The 21381-nt window shown below is 66.1% G+C and carries 19 protein-coding genes and 1 tRNA gene; 7 read left to right on the plus strand and 13 right to left on the minus strand.

The window, feature by feature from the left end:
• Positions 1–176 precede the first annotated feature (176 nt).
• The 3 genes from ACQR1I_RS30945 to ACQR1I_RS30955 form a co-directional block, all read right to left on the minus strand.
• Entirely contained in the window at positions 177–815 is a 639-nt protein-coding gene (locus tag ACQR1I_RS30945; protein ID WP_434870059.1) for an ATP-dependent Clp protease proteolytic subunit, read from the minus strand.
• 298 nt (positions 816–1113) lie between these two features.
• Positions 1114–2472, minus strand: coding sequence for a trigger factor (tig, locus tag ACQR1I_RS30950; RefSeq protein WP_434870058.1), 1359 nt, complete (start codon positions 2470–2472; stop codon positions 1114–1116).
• Positions 2473–2643: 171 nt separating this feature from the next.
• Positions 2644–2728 (minus strand) — tRNA-Leu (locus ACQR1I_RS30955).
• A 174-nt stretch (positions 2729–2902) separates the two neighbouring features.
• On the opposite strand from ACQR1I_RS30955, the gene ACQR1I_RS30960 reads away from it, so the two are divergent.
• Together ACQR1I_RS30960 and ACQR1I_RS30965 are read left to right on the plus strand one after the other, a co-directional pair.
• Positions 2903–4210 (plus strand): multicopper oxidase domain-containing protein, encoded by a 1308-nt coding sequence (locus ACQR1I_RS30960; protein WP_434870057.1) that lies wholly within the window; start codon positions 2903–2905, stop codon positions 4208–4210.
• Positions 4211–4234: 24 nt separating this feature from the next.
• Positions 4235–5317 carry an enolase C-terminal domain-like protein gene (locus tag ACQR1I_RS30965; protein WP_434870056.1) on the plus strand — a complete coding sequence of 361 codons (1083 nt, stop codon included), beginning with the start codon at positions 4235–4237 and terminating at the stop codon, positions 5315–5317.
• A gap of 177 nt (positions 5318–5494) precedes the next feature.
• Here ACQR1I_RS30965 and ACQR1I_RS30970 read toward each other — a convergent pair whose 3' ends face one another.
• Entirely contained in the window at positions 5495–6994 is a 1500-nt protein-coding gene (locus ACQR1I_RS30970; protein ID WP_434870055.1) for an NAD(P)H-hydrate dehydratase, read from the minus strand.
• A 525-nt stretch (positions 6995–7519) separates the two neighbouring features.
• Between ACQR1I_RS30970 and ACQR1I_RS30975 the strand changes: the two genes are divergently transcribed.
• The 4 genes from ACQR1I_RS30975 to ACQR1I_RS30990 all read left to right on the plus strand — a co-directional run bounded on the left by ACQR1I_RS30975 (position 7520) and on the right by ACQR1I_RS30990 (position 11675).
• Entirely contained in the window at positions 7520–7858 is a 339-nt protein-coding gene (locus ACQR1I_RS30975; protein WP_009027873.1) for a P-II family nitrogen regulator, read from the plus strand.
• A 224-nt stretch (positions 7859–8082) separates the two neighbouring features.
• Entirely contained in the window at positions 8083–9492 is a 1410-nt protein-coding gene (glnA, locus tag ACQR1I_RS30980) for a type I glutamate--ammonia ligase (RefSeq protein ID WP_434870054.1), read from the plus strand.
• Between the two features lie 135 nt (positions 9493–9627).
• Positions 9628–11490, plus strand: coding sequence for a DMP19 family protein (locus ACQR1I_RS30985; RefSeq protein WP_434870053.1), 1863 nt, complete (start codon positions 9628–9630; stop codon positions 11488–11490).
• A gap of 44 nt (positions 11491–11534) precedes the next feature.
• Positions 11535–11675, plus strand: coding sequence for a hypothetical protein (locus tag ACQR1I_RS30990; RefSeq protein WP_434870151.1), 141 nt, complete (start codon positions 11535–11537; stop codon positions 11673–11675).
• Positions 11676–11800: 125 nt separating this feature from the next.
• On the opposite strand, the gene ACQR1I_RS30995 is transcribed toward ACQR1I_RS30990, so the two are convergent.
• The 9 genes from ACQR1I_RS30995 to ACQR1I_RS31035 all read right to left on the minus strand — a co-directional run bounded on the left by ACQR1I_RS30995 (position 11801) and on the right by ACQR1I_RS31035 (position 20159).
• Positions 11801–12568, minus strand: coding sequence for an SDR family NAD(P)-dependent oxidoreductase (locus tag ACQR1I_RS30995; RefSeq protein ID WP_434870052.1), 768 nt, complete (start codon positions 12566–12568; stop codon positions 11801–11803).
• Positions 12565–13674 (minus strand): ABC transporter ATP-binding protein, encoded by a 1110-nt coding sequence (locus ACQR1I_RS31000; protein ID WP_434870051.1) that lies wholly within the window; start codon positions 13672–13674, stop codon positions 12565–12567. The genes ACQR1I_RS30995 and ACQR1I_RS31000 overlap by 4 nt, the downstream gene beginning before the upstream one ends.
• Positions 13675–13682: 8 nt before the next feature.
• A complete protein-coding gene (locus ACQR1I_RS31005; RefSeq protein ID WP_434870050.1) occupies positions 13683–14540 on the minus strand; it encodes a carbohydrate ABC transporter permease in 858 nt (285 codons plus the stop codon).
• Positions 14533–15444, minus strand: a complete 912-nt coding sequence (locus ACQR1I_RS31010) for a carbohydrate ABC transporter permease (RefSeq protein WP_434870049.1) — start codon at positions 15442–15444, stop codon at positions 14533–14535. Before ACQR1I_RS31010 ends, ACQR1I_RS31005 begins: the two co-directional genes overlap by 8 nt.
• 14 nt (positions 15445–15458) lie before the next feature.
• Entirely contained in the window at positions 15459–16745 is a 1287-nt protein-coding gene (locus ACQR1I_RS31015) for an ABC transporter substrate-binding protein (protein ID WP_434870048.1), read from the minus strand.
• 60 nt (positions 16746–16805) lie between these two features.
• Positions 16806–17978, minus strand: coding sequence for an ROK family protein (locus ACQR1I_RS31020; protein ID WP_434870047.1), 1173 nt, complete (start codon positions 17976–17978; stop codon positions 16806–16808).
• A 311-nt stretch (positions 17979–18289) separates the two neighbouring features.
• The gene (locus ACQR1I_RS31025; protein ID WP_434888863.1) at positions 18290–18892 is read right to left on the minus strand and encodes a hypothetical protein; all 603 of its coding nucleotides are present in this window, start codon (positions 18890–18892) and stop codon (positions 18290–18292) included.
• Positions 18893–18946: 54 nt separating this feature from the next.
• On the minus strand, positions 18947–19561 hold the full coding sequence (locus ACQR1I_RS31030; protein ID WP_434870045.1) for a hypothetical protein: 615 nt from the start codon (positions 19559–19561) through the stop codon (positions 18947–18949).
• Positions 19562–19616: 55 nt separating this feature from the next.
• Positions 19617–20159: an AAA family ATPase gene (locus ACQR1I_RS31035; RefSeq protein ID WP_434870044.1), complete on the minus strand. Its 543-nt coding sequence runs from the start codon at positions 20157–20159 to the stop codon at positions 19617–19619.
• Between the two features lie 215 nt (positions 20160–20374).
• On the opposite strand from ACQR1I_RS31035, the gene ACQR1I_RS31040 reads away from it, so the two are divergent.
• Positions 20375–21277 (plus strand): helix-turn-helix domain-containing protein, encoded by a 903-nt coding sequence (locus ACQR1I_RS31040; RefSeq protein WP_434870043.1) that lies wholly within the window; start codon positions 20375–20377, stop codon positions 21275–21277.
• Positions 21278–21381 lie beyond the last annotated feature (104 nt).

Genomic DNA, 21381 nt, shown 5'->3' on the forward strand with positions numbered 1-21381 from the left:
CTAGACCGTGACATTACCGTGATTTTAGGGCTTGACACGGTGAGCGCCAGCGAAATCGAAGGAACGTTGCGCGTTTGCCACGCCTGTTCGACAGGCGCACGGCGAGGTTGCGGCCAAATCGGGCCGCACCTCAGTACCTGTCCGGGGCGAACCGGGCCCCATCAGACCGTAACGTCTCAAGACGCCTTGGTCATCTGGCCCGTATCCTCCGGCCGCTTGTCGATCACCTTGTCGATCAAGCCGAATTCCGCCGCGGCCTCCGCCGTGAGGAACTTGTCGCGCTCCAGCGCGTCCTCGATCGCCTTGTAGGACTGGCCGGTGTGCTTGACGTAGATCTCGTTGAGCCGCTTCTTCAGGCTGAGGATCTCCTGGGCGTGCAGCATGATGTCGGTCGCCTGGCCCTGGAAGCCGCCGGACGGCTGATGCACCATGATGCGGGAGTTCGGCAGCGAGAAGCGCATGTCCTTGTGGCCGGCGCAGAGCAGCAGCGAGCCCATCGAGGCCGCCTGGCCGGTGCACAGCGTCGACACCGCCGGCCGGATGAACTGCATGGTGTCGTAGATCGCCAGACCCGACGTCACCACCCCGCCCGGCGAGTTGATGTACATCGCGATTTCCTTCTTCGGGTTCTCGGCCTCGAGGAAGAGCAGCTGCGCGACGATCAGGGTCGCCATGCCGTCCTCGACCGGACCGGTCACGAAGATGATGCGCTCCTTCAGGAGCCGCGAGAAGATGTCGTACGCGCGCTCACCGCGGTTGGTCTGTTCGACCACCATGGGCACAAGGTTCATATAGGTTTCGACGGGATCGCGCATGAATCACCCAAGGTTTGGACCAGCAGTTGAAGACGACCGGCCGCCGCAGGTGAGGCTCGTTCAGCGAGCAGCGACGGACAGTGGCCCCGTGATGCAGAACTTCAAGACCGAGCCCACAGATATGGACCAATTCCCCGGTGACAAGACCGGTGACCGTGGCGAGCCGCGAGCGAGGTCGTTGTCCTGTTCAAGCTGATTCCCGCGGCGACGGCCAGCGCCGGAACCGGGCCGACCGGCGCTTTCGCCGGTCAACCTTAATCCTGCGCTTATGTCGCGAACCCGACCAGAGGTGGCCGGATCAGGCCGCCTTGTCGTTCTCGTCGTCCTTGAACAGCTCGTCCTTGGAGACCTTCTTCTCGGTCACGTTGGCGAGCTCGAGGATGAAGTCGACGACCTTGTCCTCGTAGATCGGCGCGCGCAGCTGCGCGAGCGCCTGCGGGTTGCTGCGGTAGAAGTCCCAGACCTCCTTCTCGCGGCCCGGCATCGAGCGCGCACGCTCGATCACGGCACGGCTGACCTCGTCGTCGGTCACGGTGATCTTGTTCTTCTCGCCGATCTCCGACAGCACGAGGCCGAGGCGCACGCGGCGGTCGGCGATGGTGCGATACTCTTCCTTCGCCTTGTCCTCGGTGGTGTTCTCGTCGGCGAAGGTCTTGCCGCTGGACTTCATCTCGGCCTGAACCGAGTTCCACATCAGGTTGAACTCCTCGTCGATCAGCGACGGGGGTGCATCGAACTTGTGGGTCTCGTCGAGGCGGTCGAGCAGCGCGCGCTTCACGCGCTGGCGGGTCGCCTGGCTGAACTCGCCGGCGAGACGGTCGCGCATCAGCTGCTTCAGCTTGTCGAGCGATTCCAGGCCGAGCGTCTTCGCGAACTCGTCGTCGACGACCTTGTCCTCCGGCGCCTCGATCGCGGTCGCGGTGGTCTCGAACTCCGCGGCCTTTCCGGCGAGCTCGTTGTTCAGATAGTTGGCCGGGAACGAGACCTTGAGCGTGCGGGTCTCGCCGACGCCGATGCCAACCAGCTGATCCTCGAAGCCGGGGATGAAGGTGTTCGAGCCGATCACGACATCGATGCCCTCGCCGGTGCCGCCCTCGAAGGCGACGCCGTCGATCGTGCCCTTGAAGTTGATCTTCACGCGATCACCGCTCGCGGCCTTCGCGCCGTCGGCCTTCGCGGCGAAGCTGCGATTGGCGTCGGCCAGGCGCTTGATCGCCTCGTCGACATCTGCGTCGGTGATGTCGGCGACCGGCTTCTCGACCGCGAACGTCTTGAAGTCGGCCAGCGCGATCGCGGGGACGACCTCGATGGCCACGGTGTAGGTCAGGTCGGACTGGCCGGAGAGGATCTTCTCGACCTCGGCCTCCTCGGTCGGCATCGTGACCTTCGGCTCGGTGGCGAGACGGAAGCCGCGCTCGGTGAAGATCTGGGTGTTGGTGTCGCGGATGGTCTGGTCGATGGTCTCGGCCATGACCGACTTGCCGTAGATCTTCTTCAGGTGCGCCACCGGCACCTTGCCGGGACGGAAGCCGTTGATGCGGACCTTGTCCTTCAGATCGACCAGCTTGGCATCCGCCTTGGCGTCGAGATCCGCCGAGGGAACGCTGATCTGGAACTCGTGCTTCAAGCCTTCCGACAAGGTTTCTGTGACCTGCATGGCGTCAATCTTCTTCCGCTTCGGTCCGGACCCTTGCGATCCGAACACACCTGATTCAATTGTGGACGACGCGCGGCAACGAGCCTTGCGCCGGTGGGATCGGTGCCCCCGCTCCCCATGTCCGGGGAACGAGTGCGCCGTGAAACTTTGGGCAAACGCTGAGGTAGCGCTTGGTGCGGGCGGAGGGACTCGAACCCCCACAACTTTCGTCACTGGAACCTAAATCCAGCGCGTCTACCAGTTCCGCCACGCCCGCGTGAACTGCATCGATAGCCCGGCCGCGATGCCGCGGGCGGCGCGGCTTATACCATGCGCGAAACCGTCCGCAGCAAAAAAATGGGGCCTCGACGGCGCCCGCGGCCGGCCTATCGGCCAAGCTCGCGGCACACATAAGGGAAAACGAGATGATCCGCATCCCCCTCAACGCACAATGTTTTGTCGCATGACGCAGGCCTCGCAAGGGCTCAGCCGCCGTGCCGTGCTCGGCGGCTTTGCCGCAGCCTGCGCCGCCTCCTGGCCGCAGGCAGCGCCGGCCGCCGAACGGATGTCCGTGGCGCTGGAGGCGCGGCCCGAATCTGTCGCACTCCGCTCCGGCCGGCCGCCCTCTCCGGTCTGGGGGCTGGCGGGAGGCAGCCGGGTGCTGCGCCTGGCGCGTGGCGCCGTGCTCGATCTCACCCTGGCGAACGGCCTGTCGATTCCGGCCGCGCTGGCCGGCCGCGGCCTCGCCATGGCCGCACCGCTGCTGGTGCAGCCTGCGGCCGGCCCCGGCGGCCGTTTCACCATTGCAGCGGCGGCGGCGCGGGCCGGGACCGGACTGCTCGACCTTCGGCTGCTCGGCGACGGCGCCGCCGCGCCGATCCGGCCGCTCGCTATCGTCGTCGATGAAAGTCCCGCGGTAACCGCCGACCGTGACGAGGTTTTCCTGATCGAAGACTTCCGGCTCAAGAGCGATGGCACCGCCGTCGCGCCGGGCGCAGACGCCAGGGACGCCGAGATCATCTATACCGTCAACGGCGAAGTTCAGCCGGACCTCGCGCTGCGGGCCGGTGCGCGGGTGAGGCTCAGGTTCATCAACGGCTGCCAGCGCGCTGTGATCGCGGTCAAAATCGCCGAACTGGAGGCCGCCCGGGTGATGGCGATCGACGGCCAGCCGGCGGAGCCGTTCCTGGCCCGCAACGGCGCCGTGGTCCTGCCGCCGGGCGGCCGCACCGACGTCTTCATCGACATGCCCGCGAAGGCTCCGCTGCCGGTGCTGCTGCATGACGGCCGCGATGCGCGGCCGATCGCGCGCCTGACGCTGTCCGGCGAGCCGCCGCTCCGCGCCACACCGCTGCCGCCCGCCGCCGCCCTGCCCGCGAACGGATTGCCGGACAAGCTCGACCTGCGCAACGCGGTTCGCGCCGACATTGCGCTCGACGGCGCCGACTGGCGCATCCCGGTGAAATTCGACGCTCGTGCTGCCCCGGCGTTCCGGGCCAAGGCCGGCCGCACCGTCGTGCTGGCGCTCGCCAACAAGACGGCCGGCACCACCGTGGCGCATCTGCACGGCCAGCCGTTCCGGTTGCTCGACCGGCTCGACGATGGCTGGAAGCCATATTGGCTGGACACGCTGGCGCTGGAGGCCGGCCAGACCCAGCGCATCGCGTTTCAGGCCGAGGCCGCCGGACGGTTTCTGATCGAGAGCATGGCCACGGAGTGGGCGGCGCCGCGGCTTTTGCGGTGGTATGAGATTGGTTGAGGAAACGAACCAGGGAGAAGTCCCATGACCCAGACTGCCATCACCGGCGTCACCGCGCGCGCCGTCGTCACCCCGATGAAGCGCCCGCTTCGCAACGCCTTCGGGGTCATCGACACCGGGCCGCTGGTCCTGATCGACGTCGCGACCGATCAGGGCGTGACCGGCCATTCCTACCTGTTCGCCTACAGCAGGCTCGCCCTGAAACCGCTGGTGCTGCTGGTCGAGGAGATCGGCCGCGAGCTCGCCGGCAAGGCCCTGGTGCCGTTCGACCTGATGAAGCTGATGGACGCCAAATTCCGCCTGCTCGGCTGGCAGGGCCTGATCGGCATGGCCGTCTCCGGCCTCGACATGGCGTTCTGGGATGCGCTGGGACAGCTCGCGGGCAAGCCGGTGGTCGAGCTGCTCGGCGGCACCGCGCGCCCGATCCCGGCCTATGACAGCTACGGCGTGCTCGACGCCAGGGATGACCAGCGCACCTTGCGCATCGCCTGCGACGAGCACGGCTTCCGCGCCATCAAGACCAAGGGCGGCCATGGCGATCTCGCCACCGACGTCGCGATGATCAAGGGCCTGCGCGCGCTGCTCGGCCCTGATGTGAGGCTGATGCTCGACTTCAACCAGTCGCTCGATCCCGCTGAGGCGACACGCCGAATTACCGCCCTTGCGGAGTTCGATCTGACCTGGATCGAGGAGCCGGTGCCGCAGGAAAATCTCTCCGGCCATGCGCGGGTGCGCGAGCGCTCGGAGATCCCGATCCAGGCCGGCGAGAACTGGTGGTTTCCGCGCGGCTTCGCGGAAGCGATCGCCGCCGGCGCCTCCGACTTCATCATGCCCGACCTGATGAAGGTCGGCGGCATTACCGGCTGGCTCAACGTCGCAGGACAAGCCGACGGCGCCTCGATCCCGATGTCGAGCCACATCCTGCCCGAAGCCAGCGCGCACGTGCTGCCGGTGACGCCGTCAGCGCATTGGCTGGAAGTGCTCGATTTCGCCGGCGCCATCCTGGCCGACCCGCTCGCGGTGGTCGACGGCAAGGTCACGGCGAAAGGCCCCGGTCTCGGCCTTGCGTGGAACGAGAGCGCGGTGGCGAAGTATCAGGTGACGTGAATCGAATCGGCGCGAGCGAGACGCGAAGACGTCTCCGCACCCTCAACTGTCATCGCCCGGCTTGACCGGGCGATTCAGTACGCCGAGACGTCTGTGATCATACTGAGAAGCCGCGGCGTATTGGATGCCCGCCTTCGCGGGCATGACAATGTTTGCTGGGCAACGGCTCGGCCCTGATCAATACTCGATCCCCAACCGGTCATACAGCCGCCGGAACACCGCCGGCAGCGTCTCGGTCAGATCCTCCGCAATCAGCCCCGGCCCCGCCTCCGATCCGGCCTCACCGTGCATCCAGACGCCGATGCAGGCAGCCTCGAAGGCCGGCACGCCCTGCGCCAGCATTCCCGCGATGATGCCGGCGAGCACGTCGCCGGCGCCGGCGGTGGCGAGCCAAGGCGGCGCGTTGGCGGCGATGGCGGCGCGGCCGTCAGGCGCGGCCACCGTGGTGTCGGCGCCCTTCAGCAGCACCACGGCGCCGCAGCGTGCCGCGGCCGCACGCACGCGCTCGAGCTTGGATCGGCCCGGATATTTGTTGCTGAGGTCGGAGAACAGCCGCGGGAATTCGCCCTCGTGCGGCGTCAGCACGATCTGCGCGTCCGGTGTCGCCCTGATCTGCTCGAACAGCCGCTCGGGCGCATCGGCAAAGCTCGTCAGCGCATCGGCATCCAGCACCAGATGACGCTTCGCGGTCAGCGCGGTGAAGACCAGGTCGCGCGTGCGTTCGCTGACGCCGGTGCCGGGGCCGATGATGCAGGTATTGTAGCGCTTGTCGCCGAGCAGCTCGCCGAAGTCGATCGCGGTCTCGGCCGCGCGCACCATCACCGCCGTCAGCGCCGCCGCATTCACTGCCAGCGCGTCGCGCGGCGAGGCCAGCGTGACGAGGCCTGCGCCTGCCCGCAGAGCTGCGCGCGCGGCCATCCGCGAGGCGCCGGTGGCGGTCACGTCGCCGGACATCGCCAGCACGTGGCCCCGCGCATATTTGTGACCGTCGATGCGCGGCACGGGAAAACCACCGTGCCACAGCTCGGGGTCGTTCTCGAACGCCTGCGGGCCGATCTCGCCGAGCACCTGCGGGGCGATGCCGATGTCAGCGAGCCGGACCCTGCCGCAATGGGTCCGCCCCGGCAGCAGCAGATGCGCCGGCTTCTTGCGGAAGAAGGTCACGGTCTCGGTCGCCCTGACCGCGATGCCCATGACCGCGGCCGTGGTGCCGTTGATGCCGCTCGGCAGGTCGACCGCCAGCACCGGCGCGCCATTGGCGTTGATCGCGGCAATGACGTCATGCGGCTCGCCGGTCACCGGACGGCTGAGGCCGGCGCCGAACAGCGCATCGATGATCAGGGCCGGCCTGCCGATCGCCTGCGGCGTGAACGGCAGCACCGGAAACTTCCAGCCCTTGGCGGCGGACGCCGCGTCGCCCTGCAGCGCATCGCGCTCGCACATCAGGATCACCGAGACGTCGCGCCCCTGCGCGGCGAGCTCGGCCGCCGCGACAAAACCGTCGCCGCCATTGTTGCCGGGGCCACAGACGACCAGGATCGGCCCAGTTTCCGCCAGGTCCATCGCCGCCTCGGCCACCGCTTGGCCGGCGCTCAGCATCAGCGAGAAGCCCGGCGTGCCGGCTGCGATCGTCAGCCGGTCGGCCCGCTCCATTTCGCTCGTGGTCAAGACTTCCATGGCAACTCATGTCCCCAGCAGCCGATGTCCGCCGGCTGCGCGATGCTCCGTGGGACGTCGGCGCGTGGCTCCCAAGCCGGAACGCGCCGCTGATCCCTCATCTCCTATTGCCGCGCCCGAAGGCAACTTCCAAGAGCGTGCCGGCCCCACAGAGGGGTGCAGAATTCGGCAGTCCCGCCTTTTCACTGGGCATTTCCGCCAAGGCGCGATCGCCCCGTCCACACCTGCCCAACGTTTCATCTGTTTGCCTAATCTCAAGGCTCCGGTATTCTGGGCACTCCCTGAGGGAATCGTCGGGCAATCGCGAAATGCCGGATTATCGGCTCGATTCAGGCTCGGTAAGGACTTGGCATAGACCCTGCTTTTGTGGAGCCACTTCGGCACGGGGCAACACAGGCTGTCAATCACCGGCCTCCACCGGAGAGTGTCAGGTCCGGTAACGAAACGATCGAGAGACCTGCGTATTGGGCGCAGCCTGACGATGACCCACCTGTTTTTTATAGCGGAATGCCCGGGAGGCGCTCAGTGAAGAAAATTGAAGCCATCATCAAGCCGTTCAAGCTCGACGAGGTGAAGGAGGCGCTTCAGGAGGTGGGACTTCAGGGCATTACCGTCACCGAGGCCAAGGGCTTCGGCCGGCAGAAGGGCCATGCCGAACTGTATCGCGGCGCCGAATACATCGTCGACTTCCTGCCCAAGGTGAAGATCGAGATCGTGATCGGCGACGACCTCGTCGAGCGCGCGATCGAGGCGATCCGCCGCGCGGCCCAGACCGGCCGCATCGGCGACGGCAAGATCTTCGTCTCCAACATCGAGGAAGCCATTCGCATCCGAACCGGGGAATCCGGACTGGACGCGATCTAAACGCTCTGCGGGAGGCTTGGAACGGCGCCGCCGCCCCCAAGCCTCCGGGAGAACATCTGCTGCGCCAGCAGCCAGACGGCAGCGCGAGTGTCCTCTGCGAGGCGCTTGCACGCGGCCCTTTTGGCGTTTCCGATATTGTCTTGGCCCCCGCGCGAGGCTATGGAGCATGACCCGCGGACGCCGTCCCGCGCCGGGCCGTGACGTTTCAGACAAGAGGGGTATTCATGAAGACCGCCAAGGACGTCTTGAAGGCAATCAAAGACAACGACGTCAAATACGTCGACCTCCGCTTCACCGATCCGCGGGGCAAGTGGCAGCACGTCACCTTCGACGTCAGCATGATCGACGAAGACATTTTTGCCGAAGGCACGATGTTCGACGGCTCCTCGATCGCCGGCTGGAAGGCGATCAACGAATCCGACATGTGCCTGATGCCCGACCCGGTGACCGCGACGATCGATCCGTTCTTCGCCGAGACCACCATGATCATCACCTGCGACGTGCTCGAGCCGACCACCGGCGAGCCGTACAATCGCGACCCGCGCGGCATCGCCAAGAAGGCCGAGGCGATGGTGAAGTCGATGGGCGTGGGCGACGCCGTGTTCGTCGGCCCCGAGGCCGAGTTCTTCGTGTTCGACGACGTGCGCTACAGCTCCTCGCCGTACAACACCGGCTTCCGCCTCGACTCATCGGAGCTGCCGACCAACTCCGACACCGAATATGAGGGCGGCAATCTCGGCCACCGCATCCGCACCAAGGCCGGCTACTTCCCGGTCCCGCCGCAGGACTCGGTGCAGGACATGCGCTCGGAGATGCTCGGCGCGATGGCCCGCATGGGCGTCAAGGTCGAGAAGCACCATCACGAGGTGGCGTCGGCCCAGCACGAGCTCGGCATGAAGTTCGACACGTTGACGCTGATGGCCGACCAGATGCAGATCTACAAGTACTGCATCCACCAGGTCGCGCACATCTACGGCAAGACCGCCACCTTCATGCCGAAGCCGGTCTATGGCGACAACGGCTCCGGCATGCACGTCCACCAGTCGATCTGGAAGGACGGCAAGCCGGTGTTCGCGGGCAACAAGTATTCCGACCTGTCGGAGACCTGCCTGTCCTACATCGCCGGCATCATCAAGCACGCCAAGGCGATCAACGCCTTCACCAACCCGTCGACCAACTCCTACAAGCGTCTGGTCCCGGGCTATGAGGCGCCGGTGCTGCTCGCCTACTCCGCGCGCAACCGCTCGGCCTCGTGCCGCATCCCCTACACCTCCTCGCCAAAGGCCAAGCGCGTCGAGGTCCGCTTCCCCGATCCGCTCGCCAACCCCTATCTAGGCTTCGCCGCGATGCTGATGGCCGGCCTCGACGGCGTGAAGAACAAGCTCGATCCAGGCCCGGCGATGGACAAGGACCTCTACGATCTGCCGAAGGAAGAGCTGAAGCAGATCCCGACCGTCTGCGGTTCGCTCCGCGAGGCGCTCGAGAACCTCGACAAGGACCGCGCCTTCCTGAAGGCCGGCGGCGTGTTCGACGACGACTTCATCGACAGCTACATCGAGCTGAAGATGACCGAGGTCGCGCGCTTCGAAATGACCCCGCATCCGGTCGAATTCGACATGTACTACTCGGGCTAAGGCCCGGCAAAGATCGGCGGATCACGAAGGCGCCCCTCGCGGGGCGCCTTTTTTGTTTTCATGCGCATTGTGACATGATTGAAGAAGGGCACCCATACCTCCGGACCAAGAAACACAACCATGAGCACTGAAGGCTTGCTGAACGACGAGGTTGGTCGTGAGTTCGATCCGCAAGGCCTGATCGCCCCGGAGATCCTGGTGGACGCCGATCGCGCCGCCAATGATGCAGACCTCGTCGAGGACGTCGTCGATTTCGTGAACTGGGCGCTCGAATCCGCCTATCTCGTCCCTGGAGAGATCGCGCCCGAGGCATTTTGGAGCTATTACGCGGACTATTATCGCGCCGAGGTCAACAATGGCGGACACAGCCAGTTCGCCTTCAACAGCGACATGAACGAGACCGCGCTCGACAACTGCCGGCGCGGGCTCGAGGCAATGGGCGCCTCCGACTATCTGGTGATCTTCAACGAGTTTCTCGCCATCATGCAAGGTGAGCCCGAGCGTGCCGAGGCGATCCGCGACCGCATCCGCTTCCAGACCATCGATCCGGATATCCGCGCGCTCGACGACCGCTTTTTCAAGCTGCGCAACATGACCGCGCTCAACGCAGCATGGCTGCGGACGCTCCCCAGCCTTCGGCCGCTTCCAATCGAACCGGAAAATGATCTCGAGGCCGCCCGTGACAGGCTCGTCGCGGCCAACAAGATGCTGGATGCGCGGATCGCTTACCTGGAGGGTACCCAGGACCGCTTCAAGGCGACCGATCCGGTCCAAGTGGCGGCCCGCGCCACCTGCGCACAAGAGGGCATCACGTTCGAGAGACTGAACGCCGGGATTCCCGAGAGCGACGGGATCCGCTGGGACCTGAGCACTTCCAGCGGACACCGCACGATGCTTGTGGCGCCCGAACTCGCGGTTATGCGCGCTGGCACGGCCCTGCGGGGGCTCTATTTCTTCGGGACGAAGAGCGCTTACGCGACGCCAGCGGGTAACGGTGCGGTGCGCGCATCGCTCGCGGCAGCCGCGCCTCGCGAGGTCCAACGCCGCGCCGCAGCACCGCTCACAGGCGACGCGCTCGCGGCGTCCACCGAGCAGATCTGCGCGGAGTGCCTGATGGCTCCGTTCTTTTCACTTTGCGCCCATCTCACCGACGGCGCGAAGCAGTTGCAAGCCGCCCTGGTCCTCAACTATTTCGGTAGCGCCGCGGGCGGAGCGAGCTACGTGCCACGAAGCGCCGCGCCGAAATTCGCAAAAGATCAGGATCACGCCCTGGTGCGGCTGGTGATTGCCAACCTGCTCTTCGACATGGCGATCGTGAACGAGGGGCTGACCGACGCGATGCTCGAGGATCACGAGCGTGCGTCCGCGCTCCTGATCAACCTCGGCGCGGGTGCGGCGGCGGCCGCCTGCAGCTTCCGATTGCTCGAATGCGGCCGCCTGACCACGCTCGCGCAACTTGACCGTGATGACCTCGTGCGAGAGCGGGAGAACATCAGGCTTCAACTCATCGAGATCGGCATCTGGTGGTTGCGTTTCGTCGGCAAAGCGATTGCTGCAGCGAAGGCGCAGGACGCCAAGCCCGGTGGCCTGATATTTACCAATCCGCGGCTCCGGCGCGCCAGAGCTGCCGCGATCCAGCTTGCGCCGGACACCCTCGGCGACCTCGCCGCAACGCTCGCCTATTTCGATTCGGAGTACCCGACCGATCCTGTCAGCAGCATGCAGCCGATCTACGATCATGCGCTAGGGGCGTTCGCCAAGCGCTTCGCGAGCTCCGCCCGGCAGGCCGCCGCCTGGACCGCATCTGTCGCTGCAGCGCGTGAAGCGGCTGTAACGACGGCGCCTCCTGAGGACGCGATCATCCTGATCAATGCGATCAAGCTCCCGGGGACGAAAACCGAGACTTTGGTCGGGACCGCTGGAGTTCTCAGGAACGGCGACTGGACCCGCGCACATTTTCACTATCTCGACTCCGGCGAACGCCAAATCCTGCGCTGACGATCGGTCCGCATTCAGCCAACGAACCGCACATGCGCTAGCAGATGCTCGGTAGCGAAGCGGGAGCGCAAGCGGATCCCGACCGTCTACGCCGCGGCAGCTACATCGCGCTGAAGATGACCGAAGTCGAGCGCTTCGAAATGAGCCCGCATCCGGTCGAGTTCGACATGTACTACTCGGGCTGACAAGCTCGACCGATCGGCGGACACGACATCAGGGCGCCCCTCGCGGGGCGCCCTTACTTTTTCATGACTTGAGGAAACGGCGAGCTGGCCAGATCTTGCGCGTTCACCCTGAATCTGAGCCCGCCCTAGGCGAGACCTGCGTCGACCTGGAAGCATTGGCGCGTGATGCGCTGGCTGTCGTCGGAGGCGAGAAACAGGGCCATACGCGCGATGTCCTCAGGCGTCACGGCATCGGGGATGATCTGGCGCGACCGCATATCCGCGATGGTCTTCTCGTCCGGATACCACAGCCGGCGCTGCCGCTCGGTGATCACCATGCCCGGGGCAATGGCATTGACGCGGATGCGGTCGGGGCCGACCAGCCGCGCGAGCGAGTTGGTGAAACCGACGACCGCCGCCTTGGCCGCGGCATAGACCTGCAGCCCCGGCGCGCCGCGCATCCATGCGATCGACGACATGTTGATGATCGAGCCGCCGCCCCGGGCCTGCATCTGCGGTACGATCGCCTGCGCGGCAAAGAAGACGTGCTTCAGATTGACGCCGATCATCCAGTCGAACTCGGCGGGCGTCACCTCCGCGAGGACCTGGCGCTGGTCGTTGGCGGCGTTGTTGACGAGCACCGCGGCATCGCCAAGCCGGCCGCGCACCTCGGCGATGGCCTCGCGCAGCGCCTCGATGTCGAGCAGGTCGCAGGGCAGGAACAGCGGCGCGTGGCCGGACGCGACGGCGGCTTCCTCGACCAGCGCCTTGCCGGCCTCGGCATCGACGTCGAGGAACGCGACACGGGCCTGCTGCGCCGCGAATGCGCGCACGATCGCGGCGCCGATGCCGCTTGCGCCTCCCGTCACCAGGACGACGCGTCCCGCCAGCCCTGAATAACTCGTTTGTGTCATGCGATCAGTCGCTCCGTCTCGGGGTCGAACAGGCACACGCGGCGGGTGTCGAGCGCAAAAGCCGCGGAGGCTCCCGGCGTGGGACGAACGTCCGGCGCGATCCGCGCCATGGCCGCCTCGCCTCCAAGGCGCAGCAGCACGATGGTCTCGGCACCGGTCGGCTCGACCATCTCCACCGGCGCATTGACCAGGATCGGCGGGTCTGCCGAAAATGCGCGGCTGCCCTCGGCGATGCATTCCGGCCTGATGCCAAGCACCACGTCGCGGCCGATGAAGGGCGCCGCGGCATCGTAACCCTGCAGCCTCAGGCGAACCTCGTCCGGCCGGCCCTCGCCGATCACGACGACCGGCGCGCCGTTCTCGGCCTCGAGCCGCGCGGGCATGGTGTTCATCGGCGGCGAGCCCATGAAGCGCGCCACGAACAGATTGGCCGGATAGCGGTACACCGTGTCGGGATCGGCAAACTGCTGCACTGAACCCTGATGCATCACCGCGATCCGTGTTGCCATCGTCATCGCCTCGATCTGGTCGTGCGTGACGTAGACGATCGTGGCGCCGATGCGCTGGTGCAGGCGCTTGATCTCCATCCGCATCTCGACGCGCAGCTTGGCGTCGAGATTGGACAGCGGCTCGTCGAACAGGAACAGCAGGGGATCGCGGACCAGCGCCCGCCCGATCGCCACGCGCTGCCGCTGTCCGCCGGACAGCTGCGACGGCTTGCGGCCGAGCAGCGGCTCGATCTGCAGCAGCCGCGCGACATGGGCGACGGCGTCGTCCTGCTTGGCCTTCGGCACGTGCCGGCATTCCATGCCGAAGGTGATGTTCTGACGCACCGTCATCGACGGATATAGCGCGTAGGACTGGAACACCATCGCGATGTCGCGATCCTTCGGGGCGACGTCGTCGACGAGTCGGCCGCCGATCTCGATGCTGCCCGAACTCTGGCGCTCGAGGCCGGCGATGATGTTGAGCAGGGTCGACTTCCCACAGCCGGACGGTCCCACGAGCACGATGAACTCGCCCTTGCCGATCTCGAGGCCGATGCCCTTCAGCACCTCGATCGGGCCGAACGTCTTGTGCAGATCGCGGACGGTGAGCGCTGACATGTGGATCCCTATTTGACGGCGCCCGCGGTAAGGCCGCGGACGAAGTATCGGCCACCGAAGAAATAGACCAGAAGCGTCGGCAGCGCCGCGATCAGCACCGCGGCGCTCTGCACCCCGTGCTGCGGGATGTCGGCGATCGCCGCGGAAAGCGCGATCAGCGCGGCGGTGACCGGCTGCTGCTGGCCGGTCGTGAACGTCACACCGTAGAGGAACTCGTTCCAGATATGGGTGAACTGCCAGATGACCGTGACGATCAGGATCGGCGACGACAGCGGCAGGATGATGCGCCAGAAGATGCGGAAGAACCCGGCGCCATCGATGCGCGCAGCGCTGATCAGCTCACGCGGTACGGCGACGTAGTAGTTGCGGCAGAACAGCGTCGTGAAGGACAGGCCCTGGATCGTGTGCACCAGCACCAGGCCCGAAAGCGTGTTGATCAGCCCGATGTCCCGCAGCACGATGGTCCAGGGCAAGAGCCGCATCTGCTGCGGAAGGAACAGGCCGAGGGTGACGATGCCGTAGATCCAGCTGTCGCCGCGGAAGCGCCATAGCGACACGGCGTAGCCGGCGACCGCCCCGAGCAGGGTGGAGATGATCGTCGCCGGGATGGTGACCAGCGCCGAGTTCAGCATGTAGGGACGGATGCCGGCACAGGTCTCGGCGACGCAGAAGCCGCTCCAGGCGGCGGCGTAGTTGCTCCAGGCCCAATGTTTCGGCCAGCCGATCATCGAGGCCTGCGCGATCTCCTCGTTGCTGCGCAACGAGTTCAGCACGACCACCACCAGCGGCGCCAGATAGGCGGCAGCGATCAGAATGACCACGAGATAGATAAGGATCCGGCCTGGCCCGGCGCTGCGCTCACGCATGACCGCCCCGTCGGCGCTGGATGGACTGCCACACCGCATAGGGCAGCAGCACCGCGAGCAGGATGAGCAGCATCAACACCGCCGCTGCCGCACCCCGGCCGAGCTGGCTACGCTGGAACATGAGATCGTAAACGACGAGCGCCGGCAGCTGGGTGGCGATTCCCGGGCCGCCATTGGTGAGCGCGCGGACGAGGTCAAAGGTCGAGATCGCGAACTGCAGCTGGATGACGGCGACAGTGACGGTGATCGGCCAGAGCGTCGGCAGAATGACGCGGGCGTACAGGCGGAACGGCCCGGCGCCATCGATCTGCGCCGCCTTGACGAGCTCGTTGTCGACCGACCGCAGGCCGGCGAGAAACAGCGCCATGGCGAAACCGGAGGACTGCCAGACCGCGGCGATGACGATGGTCCAGATCGCCATGTCGCGGTCGATCAGCCAGTCGAACCGGAACGACGCCCAGCCGAGATCGTGCACGAGCTTCTCGATGCCGAGGCCAGGATTGAGCAGCCAGCTCCAAACCGTGCCGGTGACGACGAACGAGACCGCCAGCGGGTAGAGGAAGATCGATCGCAGCACGTTCTCGCCGCGAATGCGCTGGTCGAGCAGAATCGCGAGCAGCAGGCCGATCAGCAGGCTCAGCAGCACGAAGACGCTGCCGAACAGCAAGAGATTGTTGAAGGCGATCTGCCAGTTCCGCGACGCCAGCACGGCCGTGTAGTTGCGCAGACCGACCCAGCCCGACATCGGAACCAGCGTGGATGGCGTGAACGAGATCCAGAGCGTCCACAGCGCGAACGAGACCAGGTGCCCCGCGGCAAGCAGCAGCGGCACCCAGATCATCAGTTGCTCGGCCAGCCGGCCCAGCAGGCCGGACAGCGCGGTCCGGCCTGGCCGTGTCGACATGGAGAGCTCGCCGTTCAACGTGCGCCCTCGACCGCGTCGCCGAGTCGGGCCGCGCCCTGCTCCGGCGTCATCGCCTTGTTCTTCACATATTCCGTGATGACGTCGATCATCGCGGCGGTCATGCCGTTTTCCTGCGCCATGTTGTGGGCGAGGCTGAGCACGGCCTGGTTGCTGGCGACGGCGTCCTTCAGCGCCGCGGCGGTCAGCCGCTGGCCATCCGACCAGCCGGCCCCGGACAGGTCGACATCGGTCCGCACCGGGATGGATCCCGTGATCTGCGAGTACATGGTCTGGATCGCGGGATCCATGACGAGCTGCGCCATCAGCGTCTGCCCGGCCTGCAGATCGGCGTCTTTGCGCTGCCAGAAGATGAAGGCATCGGCATTCAGCAGGAACACTGGTTTGCCATTGTCGCTGGGACCCGGCGCGATGATGAAGTCCTCGAACTTGAAGCCGGCGTTGCGCAGCACGCCCTGCGCCCACCCGCCCTGGATCATCATGCCCATGTCGGCCTCAATGAAGCGTTTGAGGTTGGTGGAGAAGTGCTGGGCACCGACGTTCGGATCCATCCAGTCGGCGATCTTGCGCAGCTGGGCGAAGGCCGCCTTGATCTCGGGGCCCTTCAGCGCCTTCTCGTCGAGATTCATGATCGCCGCGCGATAGGCCGCAGGACTGATGCCAGCGAGAGCGGCCTCGAACTTCTGTCCGTCATCGGGGCGGGTGCCGCCGTTGCCGACGGGATATGGCACGCCTGCCGCCTTCATCTTTTCCGCCAGCGCATTGAAGTCGGCCCATGTGACCGGGATCTTGTCGGCATTGGCCTTGTCCATCGCGCGCTTGGAAAGGAACAGCATGTTGGTGCTGTAGATCTGCAGCGGCAGCGCAATCCATTTGCCGTCCGGCTTGTGCAATTTGGCGAGGTCGGGAGCGATGACCTTCTCGTAGCCGGCCGCCGCGACCAGCGCATCGAGATTGACGGTCGGAGCAATCTTCGACCAGGCCGCGATCTCGGGACCCTTGAGCTGCGAACAGGCCGGCGGATCGCCCGCCATGATCTGCGCGCGCAGCTTGTTCATCATCTCCGTGGTAAAGCCCGGGACCGGCGAGTGCTGCCAGACGCCGCCCTTCTCCTCGAACTTCTTGCCGAGCGCCGTGATCGCCGCGCCGTCACTGCCGGCGGACCATTGCGAGATCAGGGTCAGGCGCGGCTTGGGTCCGCTTTGCGCGCGCGCGAAGGCGGGCAGCGCGAGCGCGGCTGCAGATCCAGCGAGCAGACGACGCCTCGTGGTGATAGTCGGCATGGCATGTTCCTCCCGGGCTTGTAGTTGATCCGCTTTTGGGGCCGCGCGGTTGACGGCATCTCAGGCAGCCTCCGTCGCTTCGGCCGGCATCCCGCCACGGCTGGCGAGGCAGCAAGCGGCGAAGGCCAATGCGGCACGCGGGTCGTGGCCGGTCGAGGGCGGCACGAACGCGACCGCCAACGCGGCAGCGTCGAGCCCGCCGAGCAGGCTGGAATCGATTCCCTGAAGCAGCGCCGTCCGATCGTCCGGCGGAAGAAGTGACGGCCAGCCGCTGATGGCGATGGCGCGCGAAGGCTTCACGTTGAGCGTATTGCCGATCGCGAGCCCAAGTCGAAACAGCCGGAGTCGCAGTTCCTGGCGCACCTGCGACGAGAACGCGACCGTCGTCACCCAGTCGTTGTGGAGTTCGTGCAAGTCCGGCTCGGGAAACCCGAGCAGCGCGGCCAAGGCGGGCAGCGAGGCGTAGGCTTCGACGCAGCCGTGATGACCACAGCGACAAAGCGGTCCGCCATCGCCGAACACCATGTGGCCGAGTTCGACGACCTGCGCGCCATCCGTCGCGATCGTATCATCCATCCAGGCGCCCGCGACGCCCTGTCCGACGAAGACGAACAGATGCGCGCCGCTGAACGGATAGCCCTCCATGCGGCAGCGATGAAAGGTGGCGTGTGCCACCACCGAATTGGTGAACTCGGCCGGCACATCTCTGAACATCTCACTCAGCATGGCACGGATGCTGGCGATGTCGCAGGGAATGATGGCGTTGCCCGAGACGCCCAGGCGGCCAAGGCCGGGAACGCTGATCCCGATCTGCGCGAGCTTGACATGGCGCCGTCGCGTCCAGTCGCGCAGCACGGTCAGCCCTTCGTGGAAGACGCGCCCGACGGACTGAACCGTCGGATGTTCCGGCAGGGCCAGTCGTTTCGTCTCCTGCAACTCGCCGGACAGCGCGCCGATGCCGACGCTGAGCCACTGCCCCGCGATCTCGATGGCACCGAGCGCGACGGAACGATCCAGCGACACGAGCGCGCTGGGACCGCCGAAATACGGCACCGGCCGCCTGATCTCCTCGACCAGACCTTCCGCCTTCAGGTCAAACAGGATGCGCGACAGGCTCGCCTCGGAGAGACGCACAGCCTTCGCCAAGGGCGGACGAAACATGCCGCCGGACTGCAGCAGCTGCCCCAGGATGGCCGCGCGCGTCTGCCGCCGGCTTCGCGGCTGCTCCGACATGTCCCTCCCTCGCATCATTCTTACTTAGTGCAAGAATGTGCGTGAGAAGCGATTCACATGTCAAGCGCGTTGCCGATTCCTGCCGTGACTTGTTGTTGTGCGCGGCAGCATCGGCAATTCAGAACGACGGACTGACACGAGACGCTCGCGCCTTCATGCGAGTCCGCAACTAACAAGACCGAGTCCCCCGTGCGCGGGACTTGCCCTGCGCGACGCCGCCTCGAATCAAAGCGAGATCGCCGTATGCGGCGCGTTCAGGCGATGCTCTCGCATCGCCTTGAGAACCATGAGGCCCGGCCGCCAGACCAGCGCTATTTCTCGGGGAATCGAACCTCGATCTGTTCGACCACCGGGCCCCATTTGCGCATCGTGGCGTTGTCGGACGCAACTGGATCGCCACTGGGCGCGCTTCTGATGTCCTTGCCCCGCCCGAAGCGCACCACGATCTCGCATCCACCCGGCAGCGGACGGCCCAACACGCCGCCCTTCCAGTTGATGACGAAACCGGTGAAATCCGAGTCGATCCCGGTGACGAGAAAGGGCTTGCCGTTGATTTTCTGAACCTGTGCCAAAGTCGAACCGATCGTCACCCCAGCCACGTTCCAGTGACTGCTCTCGGCATCTCGCACCGTCAATCGTGCAACGCGGGTCATCGCATCATCCGCGAACAACACGTCGATGCGCCAGTCCGGAGACTGCGGCAGCAGGGCCACGCCTCGATACGTGATGTCCTCCACGCCAGTGTAGAGATCATCCGCGACCACCGCCTCCTCGCCATAGCGCTGCATCAGACTCTTGGCGGAATCGCCCACCGACACCGGAGAGGTGCAGGTGATCGGCCCGTCGGCCGGAGGCAGCGTCTGCGCGGAGACTGGAGCAGCAAGAAGCATCGCAACGATCATCACCCAGCCCATAAGTCGATCCATTCCCCCTCGTCCCCTTCCGTGCGCGGTGTCACGACCATGACTTCACTTCGTGGCGAAACGCACTTTGATCTGCTCCACGACCGGCGCCCATCGGCGCAGCATGGCGTCATCCGACGAGATCCTTCCCCTGCCCTCGCGGGCCAAGGCCGCCGGCACCCGGGAATCAGCGCCGAAGCGAAGCTTGAGCGTGCAGCCGCCGGGCAGGCCGCGCCCGACCATGCCGCCTCCCCAATCGGCGACGAAGCCGTTGAGCTCCGAGTCGAAGCTGATGATCCGGAACGGCCGACCGTTGATCCGCTGCACCTCGGCCAGGGTGGCACCCAGAGTCACGCCGGCGACGCTCCAGCGGCTCGTGCGTGCATCATGCAGCGTGAGCCGCGATACACCGCGCAACGCGTCCTCGTCGACAAAAGCCACGTCGATGCGACGATCCGGCTGTCCGGTAAACAGCGCAACACCGCGATAGGTGATCTCCTCGACCCCCGCGCGGATGTCGTCCTGAACCACCGCCTCCCCGCCATAGCGCTGCATCAGACTCTTGGCGGAATCGCCCACCGACACCGGAGAGGTGCAGGTGATCGGCCCGCCGGCCGGAGGCATCGGCTGCGCCGACACCGGCGTGGCGAGCAACATCAAGAGAACGATTGAACGACGCACGGCGGCTCCTCACTCGCGCGAGGTTAAAATCGCTGCGCAGCCCCCGTCACGCCGTCTACGCCGCACCCCATCCGTCGACGCGCGAACCTTTGGGCGCTGCCCGAGCGTGAACGCCCTGGTGAGCGCTCATCTCGGCCGCTGTCGGCGGCTCCCAGATGCTTTCGATGAAGTCGAACATCGGCCGCGTGACGGTCAGCGAGAAGGTCTCGCCGCGCGTTGCGTTACGGGAGTTGACGCGCCGCCATCGTTCGTCGGCGGGCACGTCGAGAAAATGCAGCGTGACGTCGAAGCCGGATTGCCGGGCCAGCGCGGCGAAGCTCGCCCTGCTGCTGGCGCGCAGGAACGACAAATCGAGCACCGGCGCGATGCCGGCCTGGGCGCAGCCGATGGCCATGCGCCCGATCTGACGTTCACAGCGCCCGACCCGCTCAGTGATCCAGTCGACGCGCAGCGGCTCGGGCTGGTCGCTGGCGAACAGCTCCACCATCCATTCGTCGATCGAGAAATGCACCCCGTTGCAGCGGCTGACGAGGTCGCGTGCGTAGGTGGTCTTGCCGGCGCCGGTCGCGCCGCAGACGAGGTGGAATGTGCTGGTCATGGCTTTCGATCCTCTGGTGCTTCAGAGGATATATATCCGGGTAAAATATGCCTTGTAAATATCACCCGGATAATATTTGCCGAAATCCAGGCGCCCATGGAGGGCGGCTTCGACTCGCGAGGCTGGAGAACGCCCCGTCCTCGCCCGCCCTGAGGTCGCCAGCCCGGCAAGACAATGCTAAATTCGCGTTCGCCTTCAGCCAGACGACCCTTTCCATGCAGCTCCATCCCCTTCGCCATGCCGAGCGCGTCACAGGACGCCGGCAGTCGGCGCTGATCGACCTGTGGTCGACGGCGGGATTTGCCGCGGCGGTCAGCGAGGTCACCGGGCCTCATCTCTACGAGTACGGCGAGCTGCCCGTTCCGACGGTGGCGATCACGCTGTACGACGTCCGGCGCCACGTCCTGATCGAGGACGGCATGGTCCGGCGCGATGCACCTGTGAGTGCGGGGCGTTTCCGCATCGGCCAGCCCGGCTGCAGCGTGGTGGTCGATGCCGTGCCCGAGGTCCGCTCGGGCCCGTTGCTCATTCTGTATCTCGGCGATGCTCTGCTGAAGGAGGTCGCGGCGTCCCGCGGCTCCGCAGGACCCGTCACGCTCACGCACCAGGCCTGGGACACCGAGGATCCGATGCTGGAAGCCGCGGCGAAGCGGCTGGTCGAGAGCTGCGGCGATGGCGGCAGTCCGAGCCGGCTGCTCGCCGAGCAGTTCGCCTACACGCTGGCGCTGCACGTCTCGGACCGCTACGCGACGCAGCGCCCGACGGAATCGGAGCGGACGCAGCCGCTGGACGAGCAGATGCGGGCGCGCGTCACGGAGTTCGTGCGCGCCGATCCCGGCGCCCCGATGACCCTCGCTGCGATGGCGGAGGTGGCCGGGATGAGCCCCTCCTCCTTCATCCGCAGCTTCAAGCAAGCGACCGGAACGACGCCGCACCGGTTCGTCGTCGAGCAGCGCGTGCTGGCCGCGCGCCGGCTGCTTTCGACCTCCGACCTGCCGATCGTGGAGATCGCGCTGTCGCTCGGCTTCTCCTCGCAGTCGCATTTCGGCGCCGCGTTCCGGACGGTGACGGGCGAGAGCCCCGCACGCTATCGCCGCCTGCAGCGCGGCGGCCGCTGATTTTCTGACAAGTCAGCAGCAACCGACTCCGTCCCGGCGATTTTCTGACAGACGCCGCGAGGTCTTTCGGAGCAATCTCTCCGGGATCGACCGCCCGACAAGAG

The organism is Bradyrhizobium sp. HKCCYLS2038 (genome assembly GCF_051167655.1).
Taxonomy (GTDB): domain Bacteria; phylum Pseudomonadota; class Alphaproteobacteria; order Rhizobiales; family Xanthobacteraceae; genus Bradyrhizobium.

Bases quoted from the DNA above. Each gene is read 5' to 3' on its own strand.
- ACQR1I_RS31010 (WP_434870049.1), bottom strand. From the start codon at position 15,444: ATGTCGACACGGCCAGGCCGGACCGCGCTGTCCGGCCTGCTGGGCCGG.
- ACQR1I_RS31020 (WP_434870047.1), bottom strand. From the start codon at position 17,978: ATGTCGGAGCAGCCGCGAAGCCGGCGGCAGACGCGCGCGGCCATCCTG.
- ACQR1I_RS30945 (WP_434870059.1), bottom strand. From the start codon at position 815: ATGCGCGATCCCGTCGAAACCTATATGAACCTTGTGCCCATGGTGGTC.
- ACQR1I_RS30970 (WP_434870055.1), bottom strand. From the start codon at position 6,994: ATGGAAGTCTTGACCACGAGCGAAATGGAGCGGGCCGACCGGCTGACG.
- ACQR1I_RS31035 (WP_434870044.1), bottom strand. From the start codon at position 20,159: ATGACCAGCACATTCCACCTCGTCTGCGGCGCGACCGGCGCCGGCAAG.
- ACQR1I_RS31000 (WP_434870051.1), bottom strand. From the start codon at position 13,674: ATGTCAGCGCTCACCGTCCGCGATCTGCACAAGACGTTCGGCCCGATC.
- ACQR1I_RS30960 (WP_434870057.1), top strand. From the start codon at position 2,903: ATGTTTTGTCGCATGACGCAGGCCTCGCAAGGGCTCAGCCGCCGTGCC.
- ACQR1I_RS31015 (WP_434870048.1), bottom strand. From the start codon at position 16,745: ATGCCGACTATCACCACGAGGCGTCGTCTGCTCGCTGGATCTGCAGCC.
- ACQR1I_RS30995 (WP_434870052.1), bottom strand. From the start codon at position 12,568: ATGACACAAACGAGTTATTCAGGGCTGGCGGGACGCGTCGTCCTGGTG.
- glnA (WP_434870054.1), top strand. From the start codon at position 8,083: ATGAAGACCGCCAAGGACGTCTTGAAGGCAATCAAAGACAACGACGTC.
- ACQR1I_RS30965 (WP_434870056.1), top strand. From the start codon at position 4,235: ATGACCCAGACTGCCATCACCGGCGTCACCGCGCGCGCCGTCGTCACC.
- ACQR1I_RS31040 (WP_434870043.1), top strand. From the start codon at position 20,375: ATGCAGCTCCATCCCCTTCGCCATGCCGAGCGCGTCACAGGACGCCGG.
- ACQR1I_RS31005 (WP_434870050.1), bottom strand. From the start codon at position 14,540: ATGCGTGAGCGCAGCGCCGGGCCAGGCCGGATCCTTATCTATCTCGTG.
- ACQR1I_RS30990 (WP_434870151.1), top strand. From the start codon at position 11,535: ATGCTCGGTAGCGAAGCGGGAGCGCAAGCGGATCCCGACCGTCTACGC.
- ACQR1I_RS31025 (WP_434888863.1), bottom strand. From the start codon at position 18,892: ATGGGCTGGGTGATGATCGTTGCGATGCTTCTTGCTGCTCCAGTCTCC.
- tig (WP_434870058.1), bottom strand. From the start codon at position 2,472: ATGCAGGTCACAGAAACCTTGTCGGAAGGCTTGAAGCACGAGTTCCAG.